23 protein-coding genes and 2 riboswitches are annotated in these 17,622 nt (G+C 40.9%); of the genes, 12 read left to right on the forward strand and 11 right to left on the reverse strand.

Features of this window, described 5'->3' with window-relative positions:
• Positions 1–105: 105 nt before the first annotated feature.
• The 7 genes from ACQ4XT_RS12215 (at position 106) to ACQ4XT_RS12245 (ending at position 6,839) form a co-directional block, all read left to right on the forward strand.
• A complete protein-coding gene (locus ACQ4XT_RS12215; protein WP_446853895.1) occupies positions 106–1,587 on the forward strand; it encodes a spore germination protein in 1,482 nt (493 codons plus the stop codon).
• Between the two features lie 65 nt (positions 1,588–1,652).
• Complete coding sequence (locus ACQ4XT_RS12220) at positions 1,653–1,868, forward strand: YqgQ family protein (protein WP_446853896.1); 216 nt, start codon at positions 1,653–1,655, stop codon at positions 1,866–1,868.
• Complete coding sequence (locus ACQ4XT_RS12225) at positions 1,865–2,824, forward strand: ROK family glucokinase (RefSeq protein WP_446853897.1); 960 nt, start codon at positions 1,865–1,867, stop codon at positions 2,822–2,824. Before ACQ4XT_RS12220 ends, ACQ4XT_RS12225 begins: the two co-directional genes overlap by 4 nt.
• 298 nt (positions 2,825–3,122) lie before the next feature.
• Positions 3,123–5,003 carry an LTA synthase family protein gene (locus ACQ4XT_RS12230; RefSeq protein ID WP_446853898.1) on the forward strand — a complete coding sequence of 627 codons (1,881 nt, stop codon included), beginning with the start codon at positions 3,123–3,125 and terminating at the stop codon, positions 5,001–5,003.
• Positions 5,004–5,061: 58 nt separating this feature from the next.
• Positions 5,062–5,304 carry a hypothetical protein gene (locus ACQ4XT_RS12235; protein WP_446853899.1) on the forward strand — a complete coding sequence of 81 codons (243 nt, stop codon included), beginning with the start codon at positions 5,062–5,064 and terminating at the stop codon, positions 5,302–5,304.
• Positions 5,305–5,350: 46 nt separating this feature from the next.
• Entirely contained in the window at positions 5,351–6,037 is a 687-nt protein-coding gene (locus ACQ4XT_RS12240; RefSeq protein ID WP_446853900.1) for an ABC transporter ATP-binding protein, read from the forward strand.
• 13 nt (positions 6,038–6,050) lie between these two features.
• Complete coding sequence (locus tag ACQ4XT_RS12245; RefSeq protein ID WP_115894201.1) at positions 6,051–6,839, forward strand: ABC transporter permease; 789 nt, start codon at positions 6,051–6,053, stop codon at positions 6,837–6,839.
• A gap of 55 nt (positions 6,840–6,894) precedes the next feature.
• Here the strand turns inward: ACQ4XT_RS12245 and ACQ4XT_RS12250 are convergent, their stop codons facing one another.
• Positions 6,895–7,059, reverse strand: coding sequence for a DUF2759 domain-containing protein (locus ACQ4XT_RS12250; protein WP_089651730.1), 165 nt, complete (start codon positions 7,057–7,059; stop codon positions 6,895–6,897).
• A gap of 186 nt (positions 7,060–7,245) precedes the next feature.
• On the opposite strand from ACQ4XT_RS12250, the gene ACQ4XT_RS12255 reads away from it, so the two are divergent.
• Positions 7,246–7,869: an MBL fold metallo-hydrolase gene (locus tag ACQ4XT_RS12255; RefSeq protein ID WP_446853901.1), complete on the forward strand. Its 624-nt coding sequence runs from the start codon at positions 7,246–7,248 to the stop codon at positions 7,867–7,869.
• Positions 7,870–7,925: 56 nt separating this feature from the next.
• Here ACQ4XT_RS12255 and ACQ4XT_RS12260 read toward each other — a convergent pair whose 3' ends face one another.
• On the reverse strand, positions 7,926–8,171 hold the full coding sequence (locus ACQ4XT_RS12260; RefSeq protein WP_146812856.1) for a DUF2626 domain-containing protein: 246 nt from the start codon (positions 8,169–8,171) through the stop codon (positions 7,926–7,928).
• A gap of 245 nt (positions 8,172–8,416) precedes the next feature.
• On the opposite strand from ACQ4XT_RS12260, the gene ACQ4XT_RS12265 reads away from it, so the two are divergent.
• Positions 8,417–8,800: a Spx/MgsR family RNA polymerase-binding regulatory protein gene (locus tag ACQ4XT_RS12265; RefSeq protein ID WP_446853902.1), complete on the forward strand. Its 384-nt coding sequence runs from the start codon at positions 8,417–8,419 to the stop codon at positions 8,798–8,800.
• 31 nt (positions 8,801–8,831) lie between these two features.
• On the opposite strand, the gene ACQ4XT_RS12270 is transcribed toward ACQ4XT_RS12265, so the two are convergent.
• From ACQ4XT_RS12270 to comGA, 7 genes are read right to left on the reverse strand one after another with little or no spacing between them, the layout of a single operon-like run.
• Entirely contained in the window at positions 8,832–9,206 is a 375-nt protein-coding gene (locus tag ACQ4XT_RS12270) for a hypothetical protein (protein ID WP_446855755.1), read from the reverse strand.
• Positions 9,169–9,585, reverse strand: a complete 417-nt coding sequence (locus tag ACQ4XT_RS12275) for a competence type IV pilus minor pilin ComGF (protein ID WP_446853903.1) — start codon at positions 9,583–9,585, stop codon at positions 9,169–9,171. The genes ACQ4XT_RS12270 and ACQ4XT_RS12275 overlap by 38 nt, the downstream gene beginning before the upstream one ends.
• Positions 9,569–9,901, reverse strand: a complete 333-nt coding sequence (locus ACQ4XT_RS12280) for a hypothetical protein (protein WP_446853904.1) — start codon at positions 9,899–9,901, stop codon at positions 9,569–9,571. The genes ACQ4XT_RS12275 and ACQ4XT_RS12280 overlap by 17 nt, the downstream gene beginning before the upstream one ends.
• The gene (gene comGD, locus ACQ4XT_RS12285; protein ID WP_446853905.1) at positions 9,888–10,340 is read right to left on the reverse strand and encodes a competence type IV pilus minor pilin ComGD; all 453 of its coding nucleotides are present in this window, start codon (positions 10,338–10,340) and stop codon (positions 9,888–9,890) included. Before comGD ends, ACQ4XT_RS12280 begins: the two co-directional genes overlap by 14 nt.
• The gene (comGC, locus tag ACQ4XT_RS12290) at positions 10,312–10,629 is read right to left on the reverse strand and encodes a competence type IV pilus major pilin ComGC (RefSeq protein ID WP_446853906.1); all 318 of its coding nucleotides are present in this window, start codon (positions 10,627–10,629) and stop codon (positions 10,312–10,314) included. The genes comGD and comGC overlap by 29 nt, the downstream gene beginning before the upstream one ends.
• Positions 10,630–10,645: 16 nt before the next feature.
• Entirely contained in the window at positions 10,646–11,698 is a 1,053-nt protein-coding gene (locus ACQ4XT_RS12295) for a type II secretion system F family protein (RefSeq protein ID WP_446853907.1), read from the reverse strand.
• Positions 11,652–12,662 (reverse strand): competence type IV pilus ATPase ComGA, encoded by a 1,011-nt coding sequence (gene comGA, locus ACQ4XT_RS12300; RefSeq protein WP_446853908.1) that lies wholly within the window; start codon positions 12,660–12,662, stop codon positions 11,652–11,654. The genes ACQ4XT_RS12295 and comGA overlap by 47 nt, the downstream gene beginning before the upstream one ends.
• Before the next feature lie 92 nt (positions 12,663–12,754).
• On the opposite strand from comGA, the gene ACQ4XT_RS12305 reads away from it, so the two are divergent.
• Together ACQ4XT_RS12305 and ACQ4XT_RS12310 are read left to right on the forward strand one after the other, a co-directional pair.
• Positions 12,755–13,234, forward strand: a complete 480-nt coding sequence (locus ACQ4XT_RS12305) for a shikimate kinase (protein ID WP_446853909.1) — start codon at positions 12,755–12,757, stop codon at positions 13,232–13,234.
• Between the two features lie 51 nt (positions 13,235–13,285).
• Positions 13,286–13,468 carry a YqzE family protein gene (locus ACQ4XT_RS12310; protein WP_089651741.1) on the forward strand — a complete coding sequence of 61 codons (183 nt, stop codon included), beginning with the start codon at positions 13,286–13,288 and terminating at the stop codon, positions 13,466–13,468.
• A gap of 149 nt (positions 13,469–13,617) precedes the next feature.
• Here the strand turns inward: ACQ4XT_RS12310 and ACQ4XT_RS12315 are convergent, their stop codons facing one another.
• Positions 13,618–14,448: a YqhG family protein gene (locus tag ACQ4XT_RS12315; RefSeq protein WP_446853910.1), complete on the reverse strand. Its 831-nt coding sequence runs from the start codon at positions 14,446–14,448 to the stop codon at positions 13,618–13,620.
• Positions 14,445–16,088, reverse strand: a complete 1,644-nt coding sequence (locus ACQ4XT_RS12320) for a DEAD/DEAH box helicase (RefSeq protein WP_446853911.1) — start codon at positions 16,086–16,088, stop codon at positions 14,445–14,447. Before ACQ4XT_RS12320 ends, ACQ4XT_RS12315 begins: the two co-directional genes overlap by 4 nt.
• 167 nt (positions 16,089–16,255) lie before the next feature.
• Positions 16,256–16,345: riboswitch (glycine riboswitch) on the forward strand.
• Positions 16,346–16,348: 3 nt separating this feature from the next.
• Positions 16,349–16,440: riboswitch (glycine riboswitch) on the forward strand.
• A gap of 73 nt (positions 16,441–16,513) precedes the next feature.
• On the opposite strand from ACQ4XT_RS12320, the gene gcvT reads away from it, so the two are divergent.
• Complete coding sequence (gcvT, locus tag ACQ4XT_RS12325) at positions 16,514–17,614, forward strand: glycine cleavage system aminomethyltransferase GcvT (RefSeq protein WP_446853912.1); 1,101 nt, start codon at positions 16,514–16,516, stop codon at positions 17,612–17,614.
• Positions 17,615–17,622 lie beyond the last annotated feature (8 nt).

Genomic DNA, 17,622 nt, shown 5'->3' on the forward strand with positions numbered 1-17,622 from the left:
TCTGCATAGGTAATCTATAGTTCAGGATATGTTCCATTTTCTTTGGACATGCGTATAATCCTCTCTCTTCCTTCTGTGTATGAATAATTGAATTTGGAAGAAACTATGCCAAGAAGGTTAAGAGGAGGATGCGTTTTGGAAGAACAACGTTTATTTGATAGTTACGAAAAAAATGTATCGTATCTCAAAGATCGGCTTGGAGTAGACGAAAGTTTTGACATGGTTCATCTCGATCTTGTCTATGCTGGGCGAGGGATGTCCTTATTTCTTGTCGATGGCTTTGTAAAAGATGATATCCTTCACTATTTAATGAAGCTCCTTTCAAAGTTGGACCCGGATCAACTGGATCCTGATCCACTTGAAAAGTTATTAAAAACCCATCTTCCTTATGTAGAATTAGAGAAGAAAAAAGATTTAAATGCGGCAGCGGATTGGGTATTGGCAGGACCAACAGCTTTAGTCGTCGAAGGCGTCGATGAAATCATTATGATTGATGCTCGTACTTATCCTGTTCGTGGACTGCAGGAGCCAGATCTTGAAAGGGTTGTGAGAGGATCGAGAGATGGGTTCGTAGAGACCATTATCTTCAACACGGCTTTGACGAGAAGAAGAATCAGAGACCGTTCTTTAAGAATGGAATATTTGCAAGTCGGCCGCAGGTCATTAACGGATGTGTGTATTTGTTATGTTAAAGACATTGCAGACTCCGACCGGGTCGAAGAATTGAAGAAAGTATTACAGGACATTGATACGGATGCGCTTCCGATGGCAGAAAAGACCATTGATGAATATATCAGCGGTCGTTATTGGAACCCATATCCAGTGATCCGGTACACAGAACGTCCTGATACGGCAGCTGCCCACCTTTATGAAGGACATATTCTTGTCATAATTGATGGGTCACCGAGTGTCATGATTACTCCATCAACCTTTTGGCATCATCTACAACATGCAGAAGAATATCGTCAAAAACCGTTAGTAGGTGCTTATTTACGTGCCGTGCGATTTTTTGGATTCTTTGCATCGATCTTTATTCTGCCCCTGTATTTTCTTTTTTCCAAGAGGCCGGATTTGCTTCCTGAAGCTCTGGCGTTCATTGGACCTACGGACACCGGCACCTTGCCGCTCATCGTCCAGTTTTTGATCGCCGAAATAGGCATAGACATGCTGCGGATGGCAGCAATCCATACACCATCTACGCTAGGGACCGCTCTCGGCTTAGTAGCGGCCATATTGATTGGTCAAGTGGCTGTAGAGGTTGGCATGTTCTCGAGCGAAGTAGTTTTGTATTTAGCCCTTGCTGCCATTGGTACTTTTGCTACACCTAGTTACGAATTAGGGCTGGCCGATCGAATAACAAGGCTTGTGCTGCTTCTCGTTACGGGCTTATTCGGATTAAAAGGTTATGTGTTAGGAGTGACTTTGTGGATCCTCTATATTTCCAGCATGAAGTCTTTCAAAACACCTTATTTGTGGCCATTTCTACCTTTTTCATGGAAACCGTTAAGAGATGTTTTACTTCGTTCTCCAATTCCTTTAAAAAACCGCAGACCTGCATTTCTTCACCCGAATGACCCTGATCGTTGATCGATCGGGGTTTTTGCATTTTCAAGTCTTAAAGGTATTGGTATAATGAATGGTGGTGATGACGAATGAAAACGATTTATGATATTCAGCAATATTTGAAAAAATTCGGAACGATCATTTACATAGGAAACAGGTTGGCTGATTTAGAAATGATGGAAGATGAAGTAAGGGAGTTGTACAAAGCCCAATGCATGCCATCAGAAGACTATCAAATGGCTATCCTGCTTTTAAGAAGTGAAATCGCTAAACAAAAGGATCGTCAAATAGGGGAGGAAAAGTGATGAGTCATTATTATATCGGTGCAGATATCGGGGGAACGACAGTAAAATTGGCTATTATTGAGGAAACCGGTACAATCAAAAAAAAATGGGAGATTCCCACGAATACAGCTAATCAGGGAGAAGCCATTCCTTCTGATATCGCCATTTCCATTTCAGAAACTTTGAAAGAAGAGGCGATCGACACGTCTATGGTTGTAGGGATTGGCGCAGGCGCGCCAGGTTTTGTTGATACAACGACAGGTTATATTCATGAAGCTGTGAATATTGGCTGGAAAGATTTTGACTTCGGTAACCTTCTCAAAGAATTGACGGGAATGACTGTGTGGGTAGATAACGATGCTAACTTAGCTGCTTTAGGTGAGAATTGGCTTGGTGCCGGAGAAGGGTGCACAGAACTGATTGCGGTTACTCTCGGTACGGGTGTAGGTGGCGGCATTATTGCTAACGGTCAGATTCTCAATGGAGCCAATGGTACAGCAGCCGAACTTGGCCATGTTACAGTGGTACCAAATGGAGGAGCTCCTTGTAACTGTGGAAAAACCGGGTGCCTTGAGACCGTTTCATCAGCTACAGGTATTGTCAGAAAAGCAAAAGAAGCAGCAGAAAAACACCCAGAATCCAAACTGAATGAGTTTATAAATGATTCGACGTTAACATCCAAGAATGTATTTGATGCATCCAAAGATGGCGATGAAGCAGCAAGTGGTGTGATTGCGGAGATTACAGATGTACTTGGAATGGCGATTGCTAACATGGCAATTGCCATTAACCCTGAAAAAATCGTGATCGGTGGCGGAGTCTCCAAAGCAGGAGATTTGCTGCTGGAACCGCTTGAAAAAGCGTATAGGAAATATGCTTTACCACGAACAGCAGAAGCATCGAGTTTTGGAATAGCTGAATTAGGGAACGATGCGGGTGTCATTGGAGGAGCTTTCTTAGTTAAAAAGAATAAATAAAAAGTTGGAGCCTCAAGGCTCCAACTTTTTTATGTTTCATTTGTATAAAATTTGTAAATAGATTTTAATCGTTAGGACTTCTTTTTATTATGTTTTTGTCTTATGATAAGAAAAGCTCCACCCTATCATTTTGAAAATGATGGAAAATGTAAATTTCATGAAACCTTATTGGGACCATTTACGTCATATATGAAGAAAGAGTTTAATATGGATTATAAGTGGAAAATGTTAAAGAAGATAAGGAACCTGGTTAATTTTTGTTAAAATGGACCAGTATCGTACTAGAGGAGGAACCATGATGCAATGGAGAATGAAGAACATGCCATTATTTATCATTGCGACATTGTTATTTGGTCTGAAGACATATGTCGTGTATAGATTCATGTTCGATTTATCGATTGAGAATCCAATGCAAGAATTCATACTTTTATTTAATCCGATTGCCAGTGCCTATTTGATTTTTGCGATTAGTGTATGGTTAAAACCAAAAAATCAAATGAAATATTTACGCTGGACAACATTGATCGGTTCATTGGTCTTATTCTTAAACTTGATTTTCTACAGGAATTTCACAGACTTTATTACCATCCCCGTGCTTTTTCAGGGGAACAATGCTGCAGATCTCACAGGAAGTTTTTTAACACTGCTTCACAATGAAGACATTTTCATCTTCGCTGATGTAGCACTTGTATGGTATTTAAGCCGCAAAAAGTTTGACCTTACTGTAAAGCTGCCCAAACGTGGGAAAATTGCAGCCACAGCTGTTACATTTTTGCTTCTGGCTGGGAATGTTGTGCTTGCAGAGATTGAACGTCCGATGCTTTTCGTACGGGCCTTTGACCGCGAATACCTGGTGAAGAATATTGGGATATACAACTACCATCTTTATGATGCAACAATGCAGACGAAAACAAAAGCTCAGCGTGTATTTGCAGATGGCAGTGAAATCAGTGAAATAGAAACGTATTTGAAAGAAACCTCTCCTGATCAAACTAACAAAGATTCGGAGTTGTTTGGGATTGCAGAAGATAAAAACGTCATTTTTGTTAGTGTGGAGTCGTTCCAGAACTTCCTGTTCGACTCAGAGATCAATGGCACAGAGACGACACCATTCCTTAATGACTTGAAACAAAGTAAGGACACCATCACTTTTGAAAACTTCTACCATCAAACAGCACAAGGGAAGACCTCTGATTCGGAGTTTATTGTTGAAAATTCTCTTTACCCATTGGGAAGAGGTTCTGTGTACTTCACACATGCAGGAAATGAGTACAATGCCCTCCCGGAAATATTGAATGAAGAAGGTTATCAAACATCTGTTTTTCATGCCAATAATGCAAGTTTTTGGAACAGGGACGTCATGTATGACAATGTAGGGTATGATCAGTTTTATGATGAGAAATCGTTCGAAGTTACCCCTGAAAATTCTTTTGGTTGGGGACTGGAAGACAAAGCGTTTTTCGAACAATCCATTAAATATTTGCAAGCACAGGAAAAACCGTTCTATAGTAAATTTATTACTTTGACTCACCATTTCCCATTTGAACTTCCTGAAGAAAAAGCGAATATCGATAAATACGATTCCAATTCAAAAACATTGAATTCTTATTTTCAAACCGCCCGCTACACAGATGAAGCATTGGAACAGTTTTTCCAGCAGTTGAAAGATGCGGGTATTTATGATGATTCCATCATTGTTTTGATGGGTGATCATTATGGGATTAGTGATTTTCACAATAAAGCTATGGGGCAATTTCTGGGAGAAGAAGTGGACCCTTATGTGCAAACACAACTTCAACGAGTGCCATTTATGGTCCACATACCAGGATACGAAGATGGGGGAGTGCAGGATAAGGTTGTCGGACAAATTGATGTCAAACCTACATTACTCCACCTCCTTGGTATTGAAGAGAATGGAGATTTGACCTTCGGTGACAACATGTTTTCCGAAAAGAATAAAGACTTCGTTGCCTTAAGAGACGGCAGCTTTATTACAGAAGATTATTTATATTCAAATGAAACGTGCTATGATCGCTCTTCAGGAGAACCTCTTCCTGAAGAAAATGCACAAGCATGCCAGCCCGTTAAAGAAAAAGTAAGCAAAGAAATGAATTATTCGGATAATATCATTTATGGTGACTTGTTTAGGTTCTACGATTTCGAACAATCCGATAAATAAGTAAAAGCCGCTGGGACATGGTCTTAGCGGCTTTTTTCTGTGTAAGAAATGAACTTCGATGAAAAATGGTAGGCTCAAGCAGCAACTGAGCGAATTTAGAGGGGTTTGCGGACTGGAATTTAGAAAACTTTATAAAAAACTGATAAGCTTTGTAGATGAGGACAAAGGGTATTGGGATTTCCATGTAGTGAAGGGGGGAATCCTTATCTTCTACAGGAATTTATATAGGAGTGAGAAGAGGAGCTTTAATAGAAGCATAAACAGCTTTTCCTTTGCTGTTCACATAAATTCATACATATAAGGGTAATGATATTTACAAACAACGTTTTATGGAGAGAGGGAATGGTATGTTTCGTTTTGAGCATGTGTACCAAGGGGTGCTTCAAGATATTAATTTTACAATGGAAAAGCAGGATAAAGTTATCCTCTTTGGACCATCAGGGGCTGGGAAGAGTACTTTACTATTCTTATTAAACCGTCTGAATGATCCGGAGCAGGGGAACATTTATTTTAACGGGGAACCGATTGAACAACATTCCATCACTGACTTGAGAAAACAAGTGGGTCTTGTTCTCCAGGCGCCGAATTTATTTCCGGGAACCGTATTGGATAACATTAAATATGGCCCCTCCTTGTTTAATGAATGGGACGATCAACAAGGAAAAAAATTAATGGAATACGTTCAACTTCCCTCCGATTATTTAGAAAGGGATGTAGATCAGCTCTCGGGCGGGGAAAAGCAAAGGGTATCCCTGGCAAGGACCTTAGCCAATTCACCAGATGTGTTACTACTCGATGAGCCGACCAGCGCTCTGGATTATCGCACGGCAGAAGAGATTGAAGAGGTACTGGAGTGTTTGATGGAAGAACATAAACTTACCATGCTTATGGTTACTCATAATTTGAATCAAGCAAGGAGGCTTGGCAACCGAGGATTGTTTATAAGTGATGGACAGATTGTAGAAGACGGGAAGATACCAGATATGTTTGATGATCCGAAAACAGAAGAACTTGCGAAGTTTTTAGAGCAGTAGGGAGGAAGAAGGTTTGGAACCAGAAATATCAAATCAGTCGCTATTCTTTTTAATTATATTTGTAATCGTACCTTTAGCATTGTCTTATTATTATCAGCTGGGTGTGAGCAAAAATGTCATTTGGTCTACGGTTAGAGGAACAGTCCAGTTGTTTGCCATCGGTTACATATTAACATTCCTTTTTGATCTGCCCGCTCGTTACGGGATCCCATTTATGTTGACAGTCATGATCATCATTGCAACTTTTCATGCCAGGCAAAAAGGAAAGGATTTGCCTTATGTAGGTTTTATACTTTTTGGAGGACTTTTGGCCATAGAGGTAGGGGTGTTGAGTTTGTGGCTCTTATTTGACATGATCCAGTTCAAACCTTCTGAAGTTATCCCAATGAGTGGAATGGTCATTGGTAACAGTATGACCGCAATGGGGCTTGCTCTTGAACGAATGAAAAATGAGTTTAAAGAAAACAACGGCCGGTTGCTCGCTTCCTTATCCTTAGGAGCAGAGCCTAAACAGGCGTCTCATCTAATTGTTCAAAATACGTTGCATGCATCCCTAATACCTAACGTCGATCGACTAAAAACGATCGGCCTTGTCCAGCTTCCGGGAATGATGACAGGTTTGATTCTTGGTGGTGTGTCACCTGTCATGGCCATCAAGTATCAGTTAGTCATCTCTCTTAGCATTTTTTCTTCCGTATCATTGAGTGCCATGTTTATTACTTTATGTATGTACAGGTATTTTTTCAACAAAAATAAGCAGCTATTGCAAACGGATGAAGAAATTAGAAGTTCTCGTTCCTGATATGATCATCATGAAAAAAGCAAGCAGACCTGATAGGTCTGCTTGCTTTCATTGTTTAACCGAATAAGTTGTACCAGATGGTCATGACTGAGAACCATCCGAAAATCAATGCTGATGCACCTGCAAAAAGAACAGCAAAGAAGTTTTTTGTTTTAAGTTCACGGAAAATTGCCCAAACACATAAGATTGTTACGAGTAAAAGAAGAATAGCTGTTACCAAATTCAGCACCCCCTAAGTCTCTTTTCATTATTATCATCCACAAAGGATAGATGTTATACTATATGTAGTTATTGGTACTTATCTATTTTATAGTATAAACAAAAGATTGTCGAGTTATCTACATTTTTTTTACACAATGTACGATCAAGCCGATAATTTTATAAGGAAATAAATGAGGTGTAAAGAATGAAGAAAATTACTAGGTTACCGCTTGGTCCTATAGCAACGAATGCTTATATTATCCATGAGAATAATAAAGCGTTGGTCATTGATCCGGGTGGGGATTTTGAAAAGTTACAGAACTATTTACAGGAAAGAAAACTTGAGGTTATTGCTGTCCTACTCACCCATGCACACTTCGATCATATTGGGGCTGTTGATGCAGTAAGGGATGCTTATGAAGCTCCGGTTTACATACATGCAAGTGAAGCAGAATGGTTGGGAGACCCTGAAAAGAACGGATCCGCATTATTTGGATTAGGTAAAATTACTGCTAGGCCAGCGGATTACTACTTTGAAACAGGTCAAATGCAAATAGGGGATTTTCCATTTGAAGTCCGTCATACCCCTGGACATTCACCCGGAAGTGTTTCCTTTGTTTTTAGGAACCAGCGACTTACCATTGCTGGAGATACCTTGTTCCAAAGAGGCATCGGACGGACAGATTTACCGGGAGGAAGTCGCGAAGTTCTTGAGAAAAGCATTAGGGAACAACTATTCCCATTACGTAATGATATGCGAATCTTTCCTGGCCACGGTCAGCCGACAACGGTAGGCGAAGAGCGGGAAGAAAATCCTTTCCTTAATTAAGATTAAGAGTAAAAAAAAGAACCTGTCACCCTTAAAAAGGATGACAGGTTCTTTTTTTAGTGTCCACCAAATCCTGGTACTAAGATAAAGGAACAATAATACGTGAATCCAATCATGAAGACTGTCAAGTATGAGAAGAATATGTACACATACATACGTTCTGACAGCTTAAGGTAACCAATAGTAAGGAAAAAAGCCGTTTGAACTAGTGATAATAAGGAAGCTTCCATCATATCGCCTGTATAGAACATGACAGCGAAGATACCTGTCCAAAAGGCCAGTACTCGAAACATTCGATCCATGCTTTTTCCCCCTCCTTTTCTATCGTTAAACTATCATTCATATTATAAACGACCCGGATACAATTGTAAATAAAACGTATTCATCTTTCATTCTTCAGTATTTGTATTCCCACTTGACCTTATTCTTTAACCCGCCAAATTGTGAAAATAATTTGTCTAATAGAAAAAAGGAGTTTAAAATATTGTACAAAGGTTATACAATCAATATACAATAAAGTTATACAAAAAAGCGAGGAGCGTTAAACATGGAAAAGTTAAAATTCTACACATACCCAAGTTGTACATCTTGTCGGCGCACGAAATCATGGTTAAAGAGTCAAGGGGTGGATTTTAACGAACAGCACCTGTTTCGTGAGACTCCTACCGCTGATGAATTAAGAAGGATCCTATCACTGACCACACATGGGATTGATGAAATTTTAGCGAAAAGAAGCAAAGAATTTAAAACGCTTGAACTTGATGTAGAGGACCTAACCTTGAATGAATTTCTAGAGTTGGTTATTGAGAAGCCTAAGCTTTTGAGACGTCCCATCCTGACAAATGGTGATAAATTAGTCATAGGGTATGATATAGATGGACTTCGTGGGATTACAGATAAACGGATGGAATATAAGCAAAATATCTCATAAACGCATCGTCCCTCAGTGAGGGGCGATTTTTTTATGGGATTTGAAAAGTTCTAACCTGGAATTGATTGTTGTTTACGACTATATTCCAAAGGCAATCCCAATGACTTTCTTCACGTGTGCAGTCAACTACACTTTCACCATCAGGAGTATGAAAGGCAGAAGAGTATTGCCTTTGCTCTATGGGAAGTGTTTCTAGTTTTACATTTAATCTCATTCGTGAAGTGTCGAGGATGTGTTGTTTTATAACCGAAGATTGATGACTTTTAACAAGGAGAAGATGATTATTATATTGGTTGATGGTTGATAGAGTGACAATGAGAAGTAAAAAGCACAGAATGAGCACCCAAGGGAAGACAATTCCTTGCGCATTATGGAAGATGGATTTTTCTCGTGTGAGTTTGGTCATGAATTTCTACCTCCATGCGAATTGAAGGAGATTCATGTTCAAAAGAAATAGAACCTATATTTTGAATGAGGGTTTCGTGTCCAGATCCGTCGACGGTTCTCCTGAAAATTTCTCCATAATGCTCCATTACAATGTGACGGTTTTGCTTATCAATCAATGAGATGGAATGATCGGAAACGTTATAGGAACGGCACTGGTTGATTTCCCATTGTATGACTGCGCTGAGCTGATCAATTGATAATTCAGAGTAATGGTCAAATCCTTTCAGTAAAGAAAATAAAGGGACAGAAATCGTTAATAGGATCATGGTCACCATTAGGCTGATCAATACTTCTGATAATGTGAATGCTCTTTCACTTGACCTATTCCCTTTTTTCATACAAGCAGAACTCCTTGTTTTCATTTCTCTGGTTTTTCCATAATACGCACCCTACGACCCATTCTTCCTCGGACTGAATGGTCAGAGTAATTTCAGTAGGTAATGAACGTTGTGATGTATAAGGGAGTGGACCGCTCCTCATCCTGTGTTCAAAAAACTCATCATGAAGCAGCGTGATGGCTTCTCTTTCTATTAGAAGGTCCTTCTGCGCGCTCCTTATTTCGGTGAGCAGAGGAACCGTGAATAGTGCGATGGCCATAAGAAGGGTAAACGCACTCAGGGTCTCTAGTACCGTGAAACCCTCAGATTTCTTCAATGCGTAACCTGCTCGAACCGAACGGAAAAACGACTTTGTATGTTTTATTTGGTGCATACAGATACATCGTTCCTGCTCTTTGAATGATTCCCTTCTGATTGAATCGCACCGTGGGCTGGAGAGTAGTCAAAAGCATGACCCATTTTTCAGGGAGTTTTCTAGTGAAAATTGTTTTTCTTTCTTTCGTGTCATATAAAACATAACCTCCCGATTCTTCGTCAAAATTGAGCGTATAGTAAATATGTTCGTTCATGGAAAGGTGTTGGGTAAGGAGAAGATCTTCCTTTAATTGTTGAAGGGTAAGGTTTGCTTCAAGTTCTTGGTAGGTACGGTATTGCAAAGGAATGAAACAGGAGAGGAGTATGGACCAGCACAATAAAACGATGACCATTTCTGTAAAAGTGTAGCCGTTACGTTCCTTCTGTTGATACTTTTTCACTTACATCTCCCTCTGAGCTTATAACCAACTCTTTACCATTGGGACATTTAGCCTGAGATATATAATTTTCATCCACCAGTATTTGAATAGAAGCGGGGGGAGTACCTGTTTCTATAAAGTATGCTTGTACTTGAGCCTCTACGGTCTTTTTGAGTGCTTCACACCCTTTTGTTTTTACGGAGTCAGTGTTTTTGGCCATGTTAGGGATCGTGATGATAAGCAATACGGATATAACAAGCAGAACAATGAGCATCTCAATTAATGTAAATCCTTTTTCGTTTTTTATCATGAGTGTTCCTCCTCGTTTAAATTTGGTTCATCCACTGGTACAGAGGCAGCATGATGGATGCGTAAATCAAGATGATAACGGTGGCAATGATGATAAAGAAAGCCGGCTGTATAATGTGGAGCCATGTGGAAATCCTTTGGCTTAGATAATCCATTAAGAATTCGGCAAGAAGTTCAAGTTCATCCTTTAAAGCTTCGATGTCGTTGGTATGATGAAAAATATTGGTGAGTTCTGGTCTGAATAACGGACAGCTGTAAATCGCCTGAGCAAAAGTTTTACCGTTGGACAGTTCTTGCAACAATTCATTGCAATAATAAGAGAGCAATTCATAATTTTTATTCCCGTTGATCATTTCTATTGCATCCTTTAGTGGAAGGCCTGCCTGGAGTAAAGAGTGGAGGTGGGTTGTAAATAGAAAGGAGACGGAGTAGGAATGGTATAGCTTTAAGAGAGAGACTTTTTCATATAACGACAGCTTTTTTTTTAATGACATCCGCGGTAAGATAATTATAATGGTCAAAAGGAGAAGAGCAGTCAGAAGAACGAGGATCCCCGTTCCATTCATGATGTGCATAATGATGATCATCAGTCGGAAGGTTCCATCTTTCTCACCTTCAAATAGATGTAAAAAATTTGGGATCACTGTTCTTTGTAAGATTGTGCAAGCAATAATAAGGAAAACAAATAAAAATACGGGGTACCGAATAACTTTAATGAATTTCTCTTTGTAATCCTTTTTCATTTGCAACATGTCTTTACACTGCATAAAACTTCTGGACAAGTTATGGTGAACCTGACTGAAGTAAAGGAAGTTGGTAACAGAAAGGGAGAAGTGGGCTTTCTTAAAAGCTTCATGGATGGGCTCACCAGCGCAAAGGTGTCGGGTCAAGGTATCACAAGTGGATTTCAGTTTTGTGTCCCAGCTAGTCATTTGCAGGGCGTCCAGAAGAGGATAGCCTTTGTCTAGAATATGACTGCACCTTTTGAAAAACTGTATCTGTTGACTGACAGACAAAGGTGGGTCACGAAAACGAGCCCACTTCGGTTTTTGCAACGAAACCAAGTGCATAGGCTTTCCTCCTTAAGTGTCTGAACGATTGAAAGTTCTGTTGGTGTTTGGCCTGCCCTTCAATCGCTTTTTTTAATTGAGGCCCTTCCAATAGTTCAAGAATTGCCGCTCTTTTAGGTAAATGCTTGGCTCCTTCAAGAGATACGAGTTGTTGAGAGGCGATGGCGATCATGGTCTGGTCGATATCCGTTTGTTTGATGCTCATTTCTCTAAGCCGATGTATGGTGCCGTGGGCATCTCGAGCATGGATGGTGCTAATGACAAGGTGTCCGCTTAAAGCAGCGCGAAATGCGAATTGTGCGGTTGACTTGTCACGAATTTCCCCAACCATCAACAGGTCCGGGTCGTGTCTTAAGGCTGCTTTTAACCCTGTATCATAAGTCACACCTGCACGCTCGTTCACTTGTACTTGAATGATGTTGTTTAAATTCTTTTCAATTGGGTCTTCTAGGGTGATGGCCTGAAAAGAGCTTGTGGAGGTAAGGGATTGGAGCAAAGCATATAGAGTGGTGGTTTTCCCGCTTCCCGTCGGTCCTGTGAAGAGGATCATGCCACTGCGGTGATTCAACCAACGCTGGATTTTTTCTAGTTGGTAAGGAAAGAGGAAAAGCTGCTCAAGCGGGGTGTGGTCCATCGGTCTTAAAATTCGGATGGCCAGACTTTCGGTGCCAGTTATGGGAAGCGTTGATAGACGTAAGTCAAATGTGTTCTGATTGGAGCGGTGTTGAAACGTACCGTTCTGAGGACGTTTGTGTTCTCCTATGTCCATTCCTGAAGTGAACTTGAAGTAGGAAAGTAATTTCTTGTACAAAGGGAGTGGAGCCGTGGAGTGGAAAATTCGTTTGCCGTGAATGCGGAAATGGATGGAGGCTGTTTCTTCATAAGGGGAAAAGTGGATGTCCGTAGCGGTTTGCTGGATAGCAGAAACGATTAGCTCATGGGCATATTGAGCGATGGATTTCAATCATTTACCACCTCTTTCGTATTATTTGGCCTTTTATATTATTCGACATAAAAAGCGTAATTCCTGCAAGGATTTTAAAGGGGGAATATTTAGTGATATTTTTAACAGGTTTCATGGGAAGTGGAAAATCTACAATAGCAAAGATGATAAGTGAAAAAATGAAATATCCATACATAGAAATGGATGAGGCTATAGAAGAAGCGGAAGGAATGAAGATCCGGGATATGTTTGCTTTAAAAGGAGAGCAGTACTTCCGAAATAAGGAAACAGAATTCTTGAGGAACTTAAAAGAAGAGGTTGTCCTATCTACAGGAGGGGGCGTCATTCTCCGGGAAGAAAACCGAGCCCTCATGCAAGAGGGGACCGTTGTGTACTTAAAAGCAGAATGGGAAACGATTGTGGAAAGGTTAACAGGTGATACTGACCGGCCATTATGGAAAGGGGATGACTCTGAAAAGAAAAAACGTTTTGATGAACGTCTTAGTTTATACGAACAATCGGCAGATGTTGTCATCAACGTGGATCAGAAAACCCCTGAAGAAATCACCGAAGAATTGGTAGCACGTCTATAATAGCAGGATTTGGAGCATACTAAAAGCAACAATGGAAAAAGAGGGGTTCTCATGAATCAGAATGATTATGTAAAGTTTTTGACAGAAGAAGTTGTCAAGTATATGCACATGTCTAAGGATGAGAAGCAGCAACGAAAAGAATCCAAGCCCTCCAAAAAATCCTCCTTTTACTGGTTCGGATTGCTTCCTTTCGCTTTGAAAATGTTCAAAAGGAAACGAATCAACAATCATTGAAAAAGTAAGAAAAGCCGCTGAAAATTTCAGCGGCTTTTTTCTTCTTTTTAAACTTTGCATCATGGGTTCCCCGGGCGCGGGTACAAGGTAGAGTTATTCACGGCATATTTACGTGCTAGGCTGCCGTCAGCTCTCTTCACCTGTTAATTCTAAACTTTTGGAATGTCTTTAGCTTCGTTCTGCATCCAAGTCCTGCTGGTTTCCTGTGAAATGTAAAACAGTCCCCCATTGATGACTTCCATTTCTATATATGGCTTGTATCGATTGTCGAGTTGCTCCCGTTCTTTTGTGAAAGAATCCAAACTGATGTCTTCAGACTCATAAAAGGATTCAAGCAATTGAGTTTCTTTTTCAAGATGATGCAAAGAATCCTTCGCCCATTGATGATCGAGCGATCCGACATACGTTTCAATATGTCGTTCCATGCGTTTATAAGCATGAGATAAAGAAATGACCGGCCTCATCGGAAATGTATAATCCGAAACGGTTGTTTCAAAATTCATATCCATCATTTTGTCCATCATTCCAAGCATCATCGTTCCGTGGATCAAGTTGATTCCTATGGAAACGGCTTCATCCCTTGTGTGCTTTCCACGAAAGTGCAGAAGCCCGTTGACAACCAGCCAGGGACTCATGGCCCTGTTTTGTCCGGTCGTCTGATGGACCACTTCATAAAGTCTAGCTGTTCGTGCTTTAGAAATTGCTGTATTGTACAAGCGGTGAAGTTTAGGGGTCCCTGCATGAAGATAAATGCCCCCCGTCTGTTTCTGATCTGTATCGCTGAAGCTCAGCTTCATAGGGACGCCTTCTCGATTCATCTTCTTCATATAATGCCAGTAGAAGGGACGGTTCATGATTTCCTCATCCATCTCATTTGTAAGTTGTACAGTGAAATGGGAAGGGGGATCGTTTATTATTGAACAACCATGAGATAAAAAGAACTGCTTGACGAACGATTTGTATGGGTTTGGGGCATTCAACTCGATTCTCTCCTTTCATTCACCGTATGCTCGACATAACTGACCAAATTGTTGAGTTTGATGTCGACCTCTCCTTGACTTTCCGACTGTTTGAGAATGGACTGGATTTGATGCTCGAACGACCCACCTGGAATTTGCTCAAGAATATGATCGAGGTCACCGACCGCATTTTTGAACATTTCGATCTTCTCATACAGCATCTTCATGATGTGATCCTCGATCGTATCTTTAATCGCAAAGTTGAAAATTTTAACATCGTGCTCCTGTCCGAAGCGGTGAATCCGGCCAATCCTCTGTTCGAGACGCATTGGATTCCAAGGAAGATCGTAGTTAATCATGTGATGGCAGAACTGGAGGTTGATTCCTTCTCCGCCAGCTTCTGTGGCCACCATTACCTGGGCTTTGGTCTTGAACAACTGTTTCATCCAATCCCGCTTGCTCTTATTGAATTTTCCACTGAATGGAACGGAGGTGATTCCATTCTGCTGGAGATACCACTGCAAATAAAATTGGGTGGCACGGTATTCAGTAAATACAATGAATTTCTCGCCTGTATTTTCAATGAGTTCCGTCATCCGCTTTGCTTTCACATGATGAGGAACCTGGCCGATTGCTTCAATGTACTCATCATATATACCTGCTTTTTCTTCCGGTGCTTTTTTCTTCAATTGGTTCAGGGACATGTAACAAGCTTCTCTAGACGAACATAGTTCTTTGGCAAGTGTCAGCCAAGTAAAGGAGGGGTGACTCGCTTTCAGAGCTTCTAAGTTTTTATACATGTTCATTTCTTCCTCAGAGAACGAGAGCCTCTCATTGACGACTTTACGCTTGGATGAATCGAGTCCGGTATCTTTTCTTCGGTTCCGGATCATTAAATGACCGACGAGGGAATGGATGTGTTGGATATTATCCTCATCATCCGCGTTTTCTTTATACTTTTTCTTGAAATCAGTCAGGTTTCCGAGATAACCGGGTTTAAGAATGGATACTAAATTAAACAAATCACTCAGTTTATTTTGAATGGGTGTGGCTGTTAATAAAAGACAATAAGTTTTTTTCAAGGATTGTACGAACTGATAATTTTTCGTTTGGTGGTTCTTTAGCTTATGTGCTTCGTCAATAATGATAAGGTCATAGTCGATATCCAAGATGACTTCTCTATGTTTATCACGTTTAGCCATGTCTATGGAAGTTACGGTCACATCCCATTCATTCCAGGAGGCGTGTTTTTTCCGGGGGGATGCAGCCTGAATATAAAACTTTTCATTTAACTCCTGGATCCACTGGTTTACAAGTGATGCCGGAGTTAAGATGAGGATTTTTTTAGCTCTTCCCCTGATCATATATTCTTTTAATATCAGTCCTGCTTCCAATGTCTTTCCAAGCCCTACTTCATCAGCTAGAATGGCACGTCCATTCATCTGATGGACTGCTGTTTCTGCTGCTTCAATCTGGTGTTCCATAAAATCTACATGGGGAAGGTGTTCAAGAGCAAGGAGGCCGTCGAATCTTGGTACGGTTTTAAATTGAGCGGCCTGATACGCAAGCTTAAAACCATCCCATGTTGTAAGTTTATCAGGGTGTTCCAGGTTCTCGCTTAATATTCCAATAAATCCCTGGTCTGGATGAATTTCAATCATAATAGTAGCCCTCCATCAATAGGAATGATAAAAGATTGCGAATTATTGTAGAATTATCATGTCTTTTGTGAAAGACGCGTGATATAATGATGCTGAAAATATACACAACATTGTGTGAACGTTACACAATAGTATGCCCGGTAAAATCTAGAAAAATACGAAAGCGAATGACTGTAGAGGGAGAGACCACGCCCGTGGCGCCGAAGGAGCAAGCATTCATTTGTGAATCTCTCAGGCAAAAAGACCTCTATAGGACGCAACTCTGGAGAGTGTTTGCATTTTGTGTGCAAACCACCCAAGAAGCAAGCATCAGGTCTTCCTGTTGTGAAACTTTCTGGTGAAACGGACAGAGACTCCCGTGCAAGCGGTGAAGTCTCTTTTTTTATGGGCGAAATCAGTGTAATCAGTGATAAGGAGTGGTTCCAATGGCAGATTTGAAACGAACACCGCTATACTCTGAATACAAGAAACTAGGAGCGAAAACCATCGATTTTGGTGGATGGGATTTACCTGTACAGTTCTCAAGTATCAAAGAGGAGCACCAGGCCACACGAACAGCCGCAGGGTTGTTTGATGTCTCTCATATGGCAGAAGTGATGGTAGAAGGACCGGATAGTCTTCCTTTCCTGCAAAAAATGCTCACCAATGACGTGTCTAAGCTTGAGCCAGGGAAAGCTCAATACACGATCATGTGCTATGAAGACGGAGGAACGGTTGATGACTTGATCGTCTACCATCTTGATCAGGATAAATACCTCCTTGTCGTCAATGCAGCGAACCGTCATAAGGACTATGAGTGGTTGAAAGAACATCAGGAAGGCGATGTAACCGTGGAAGACGTCTCTGATGAATACGTACAGCTCGCGGTCCAGGGACCGAAAGCGGAAGAAGCGCTTCAAACCATTACGGACACGGAACTTTCCAACATCAAGTTTTTCCGTTTTGAACAAGGTGTGACATTGAAGGGCGTCGATGGAAAGGCTCTTGTGTCCCGCACAGGATATACTGGTGAAGACGGGTTTGAAATTTATCTGCATGCAGAATCGGGTGCCCAGCTGTGGCAAGCCATCCTTGAAGCTGGTGCACCGTTTGGGTTGAAGCCGGTTGGACTCGGAGCTCGTGACACACTTCGATTTGAAGCGAACCTTGCGTTGTATGGCCAAGAGCTTAGTAAAGAGATTACTCCCATTGAAGCTGGATTGAACTTTGCTGTGAAAGTGAATAAAGAAGCAGATTTCATTGGTAAAGAAGTTTTGAAAAGGCAAAAGGAAGAGGGACCTGGTCGAAAGCTTGTCGGAATTGAAATGATCGACAAGGGAATTCCGCGTACCCATTACGACGTTCTGGACGGAGAAGAAGTCATCGGTTTTGTTACGACAGGGACCCAGTCACCGACCCTTGGAAAAAACGTTGGTTTGGCACTTCTCAACAGTGAATATACCGCCGAAGGGACAGAAGTAACGGTACAAGTCCGTAAAAGGAAATTAAAAGCGAAAGTTGTTAAAACACCTTTTTATAGAAGATAAATCGAGGG

It is taken from the genome of Halobacillus sp. 12SKB, from assembly GCF_052941655.1.

What these genes read in the sequence shown, in the direction of transcription:
- ACQ4XT_RS12215 (WP_446853895.1), top strand. Translation starts at nt 106, where the DNA reads ATGCCAAGAAGGTTAAGAGGAGGATGCGTTTTGGAAGAACAACGTTTA.
- ACQ4XT_RS12220 (WP_446853896.1), top strand. Translation starts at nt 1,653, where the DNA reads ATGAAAACGATTTATGATATTCAGCAATATTTGAAAAAATTCGGAACG.
- ACQ4XT_RS12230 (WP_446853898.1), top strand. Translation starts at nt 3,123, where the DNA reads ATGCAATGGAGAATGAAGAACATGCCATTATTTATCATTGCGACATTG.
- ACQ4XT_RS12235 (WP_446853899.1), top strand. Translation starts at nt 5,062, where the DNA reads ATGAAAAATGGTAGGCTCAAGCAGCAACTGAGCGAATTTAGAGGGGTT.
- ACQ4XT_RS12240 (WP_446853900.1), top strand. Translation starts at nt 5,351, where the DNA reads ATGTTTCGTTTTGAGCATGTGTACCAAGGGGTGCTTCAAGATATTAAT.
- ACQ4XT_RS12255 (WP_446853901.1), top strand. Translation starts at nt 7,246, where the DNA reads ATGAAGAAAATTACTAGGTTACCGCTTGGTCCTATAGCAACGAATGCT.
- ACQ4XT_RS12260 (WP_146812856.1), bottom strand. Translation starts at nt 8,171, where the DNA reads ATGGATCGAATGTTTCGAGTACTGGCCTTTTGGACAGGTATCTTCGCT.
- ACQ4XT_RS12265 (WP_446853902.1), top strand. Translation starts at nt 8,417, where the DNA reads ATGGAAAAGTTAAAATTCTACACATACCCAAGTTGTACATCTTGTCGG.
- ACQ4XT_RS12270 (WP_446855755.1), bottom strand. Translation starts at nt 9,206, where the DNA reads ATGACCAAACTCACACGAGAAAAATCCATCTTCCATAATGCGCAAGGA.
- ACQ4XT_RS12275 (WP_446853903.1), bottom strand. Translation starts at nt 9,585, where the DNA reads ATGAAAAAAGGGAATAGGTCAAGTGAAAGAGCATTCACATTATCAGAA.
- comGC (WP_446853906.1), bottom strand. Translation starts at nt 10,629, where the DNA reads ATGATAAAAAACGAAAAAGGATTTACATTAATTGAGATGCTCATTGTT.
- ACQ4XT_RS12295 (WP_446853907.1), bottom strand. Translation starts at nt 11,698, where the DNA reads ATGCACTTGGTTTCGTTGCAAAAACCGAAGTGGGCTCGTTTTCGTGAC.
- ACQ4XT_RS12310 (WP_089651741.1), top strand. Translation starts at nt 13,286, where the DNA reads ATGAATCAGAATGATTATGTAAAGTTTTTGACAGAAGAAGTTGTCAAG.
- ACQ4XT_RS12320 (WP_446853911.1), bottom strand. Translation starts at nt 16,088, where the DNA reads ATGATTGAAATTCATCCAGACCAGGGATTTATTGGAATATTAAGCGAG.
- gcvT (WP_446853912.1), top strand. Translation starts at nt 16,514, where the DNA reads ATGGCAGATTTGAAACGAACACCGCTATACTCTGAATACAAGAAACTA.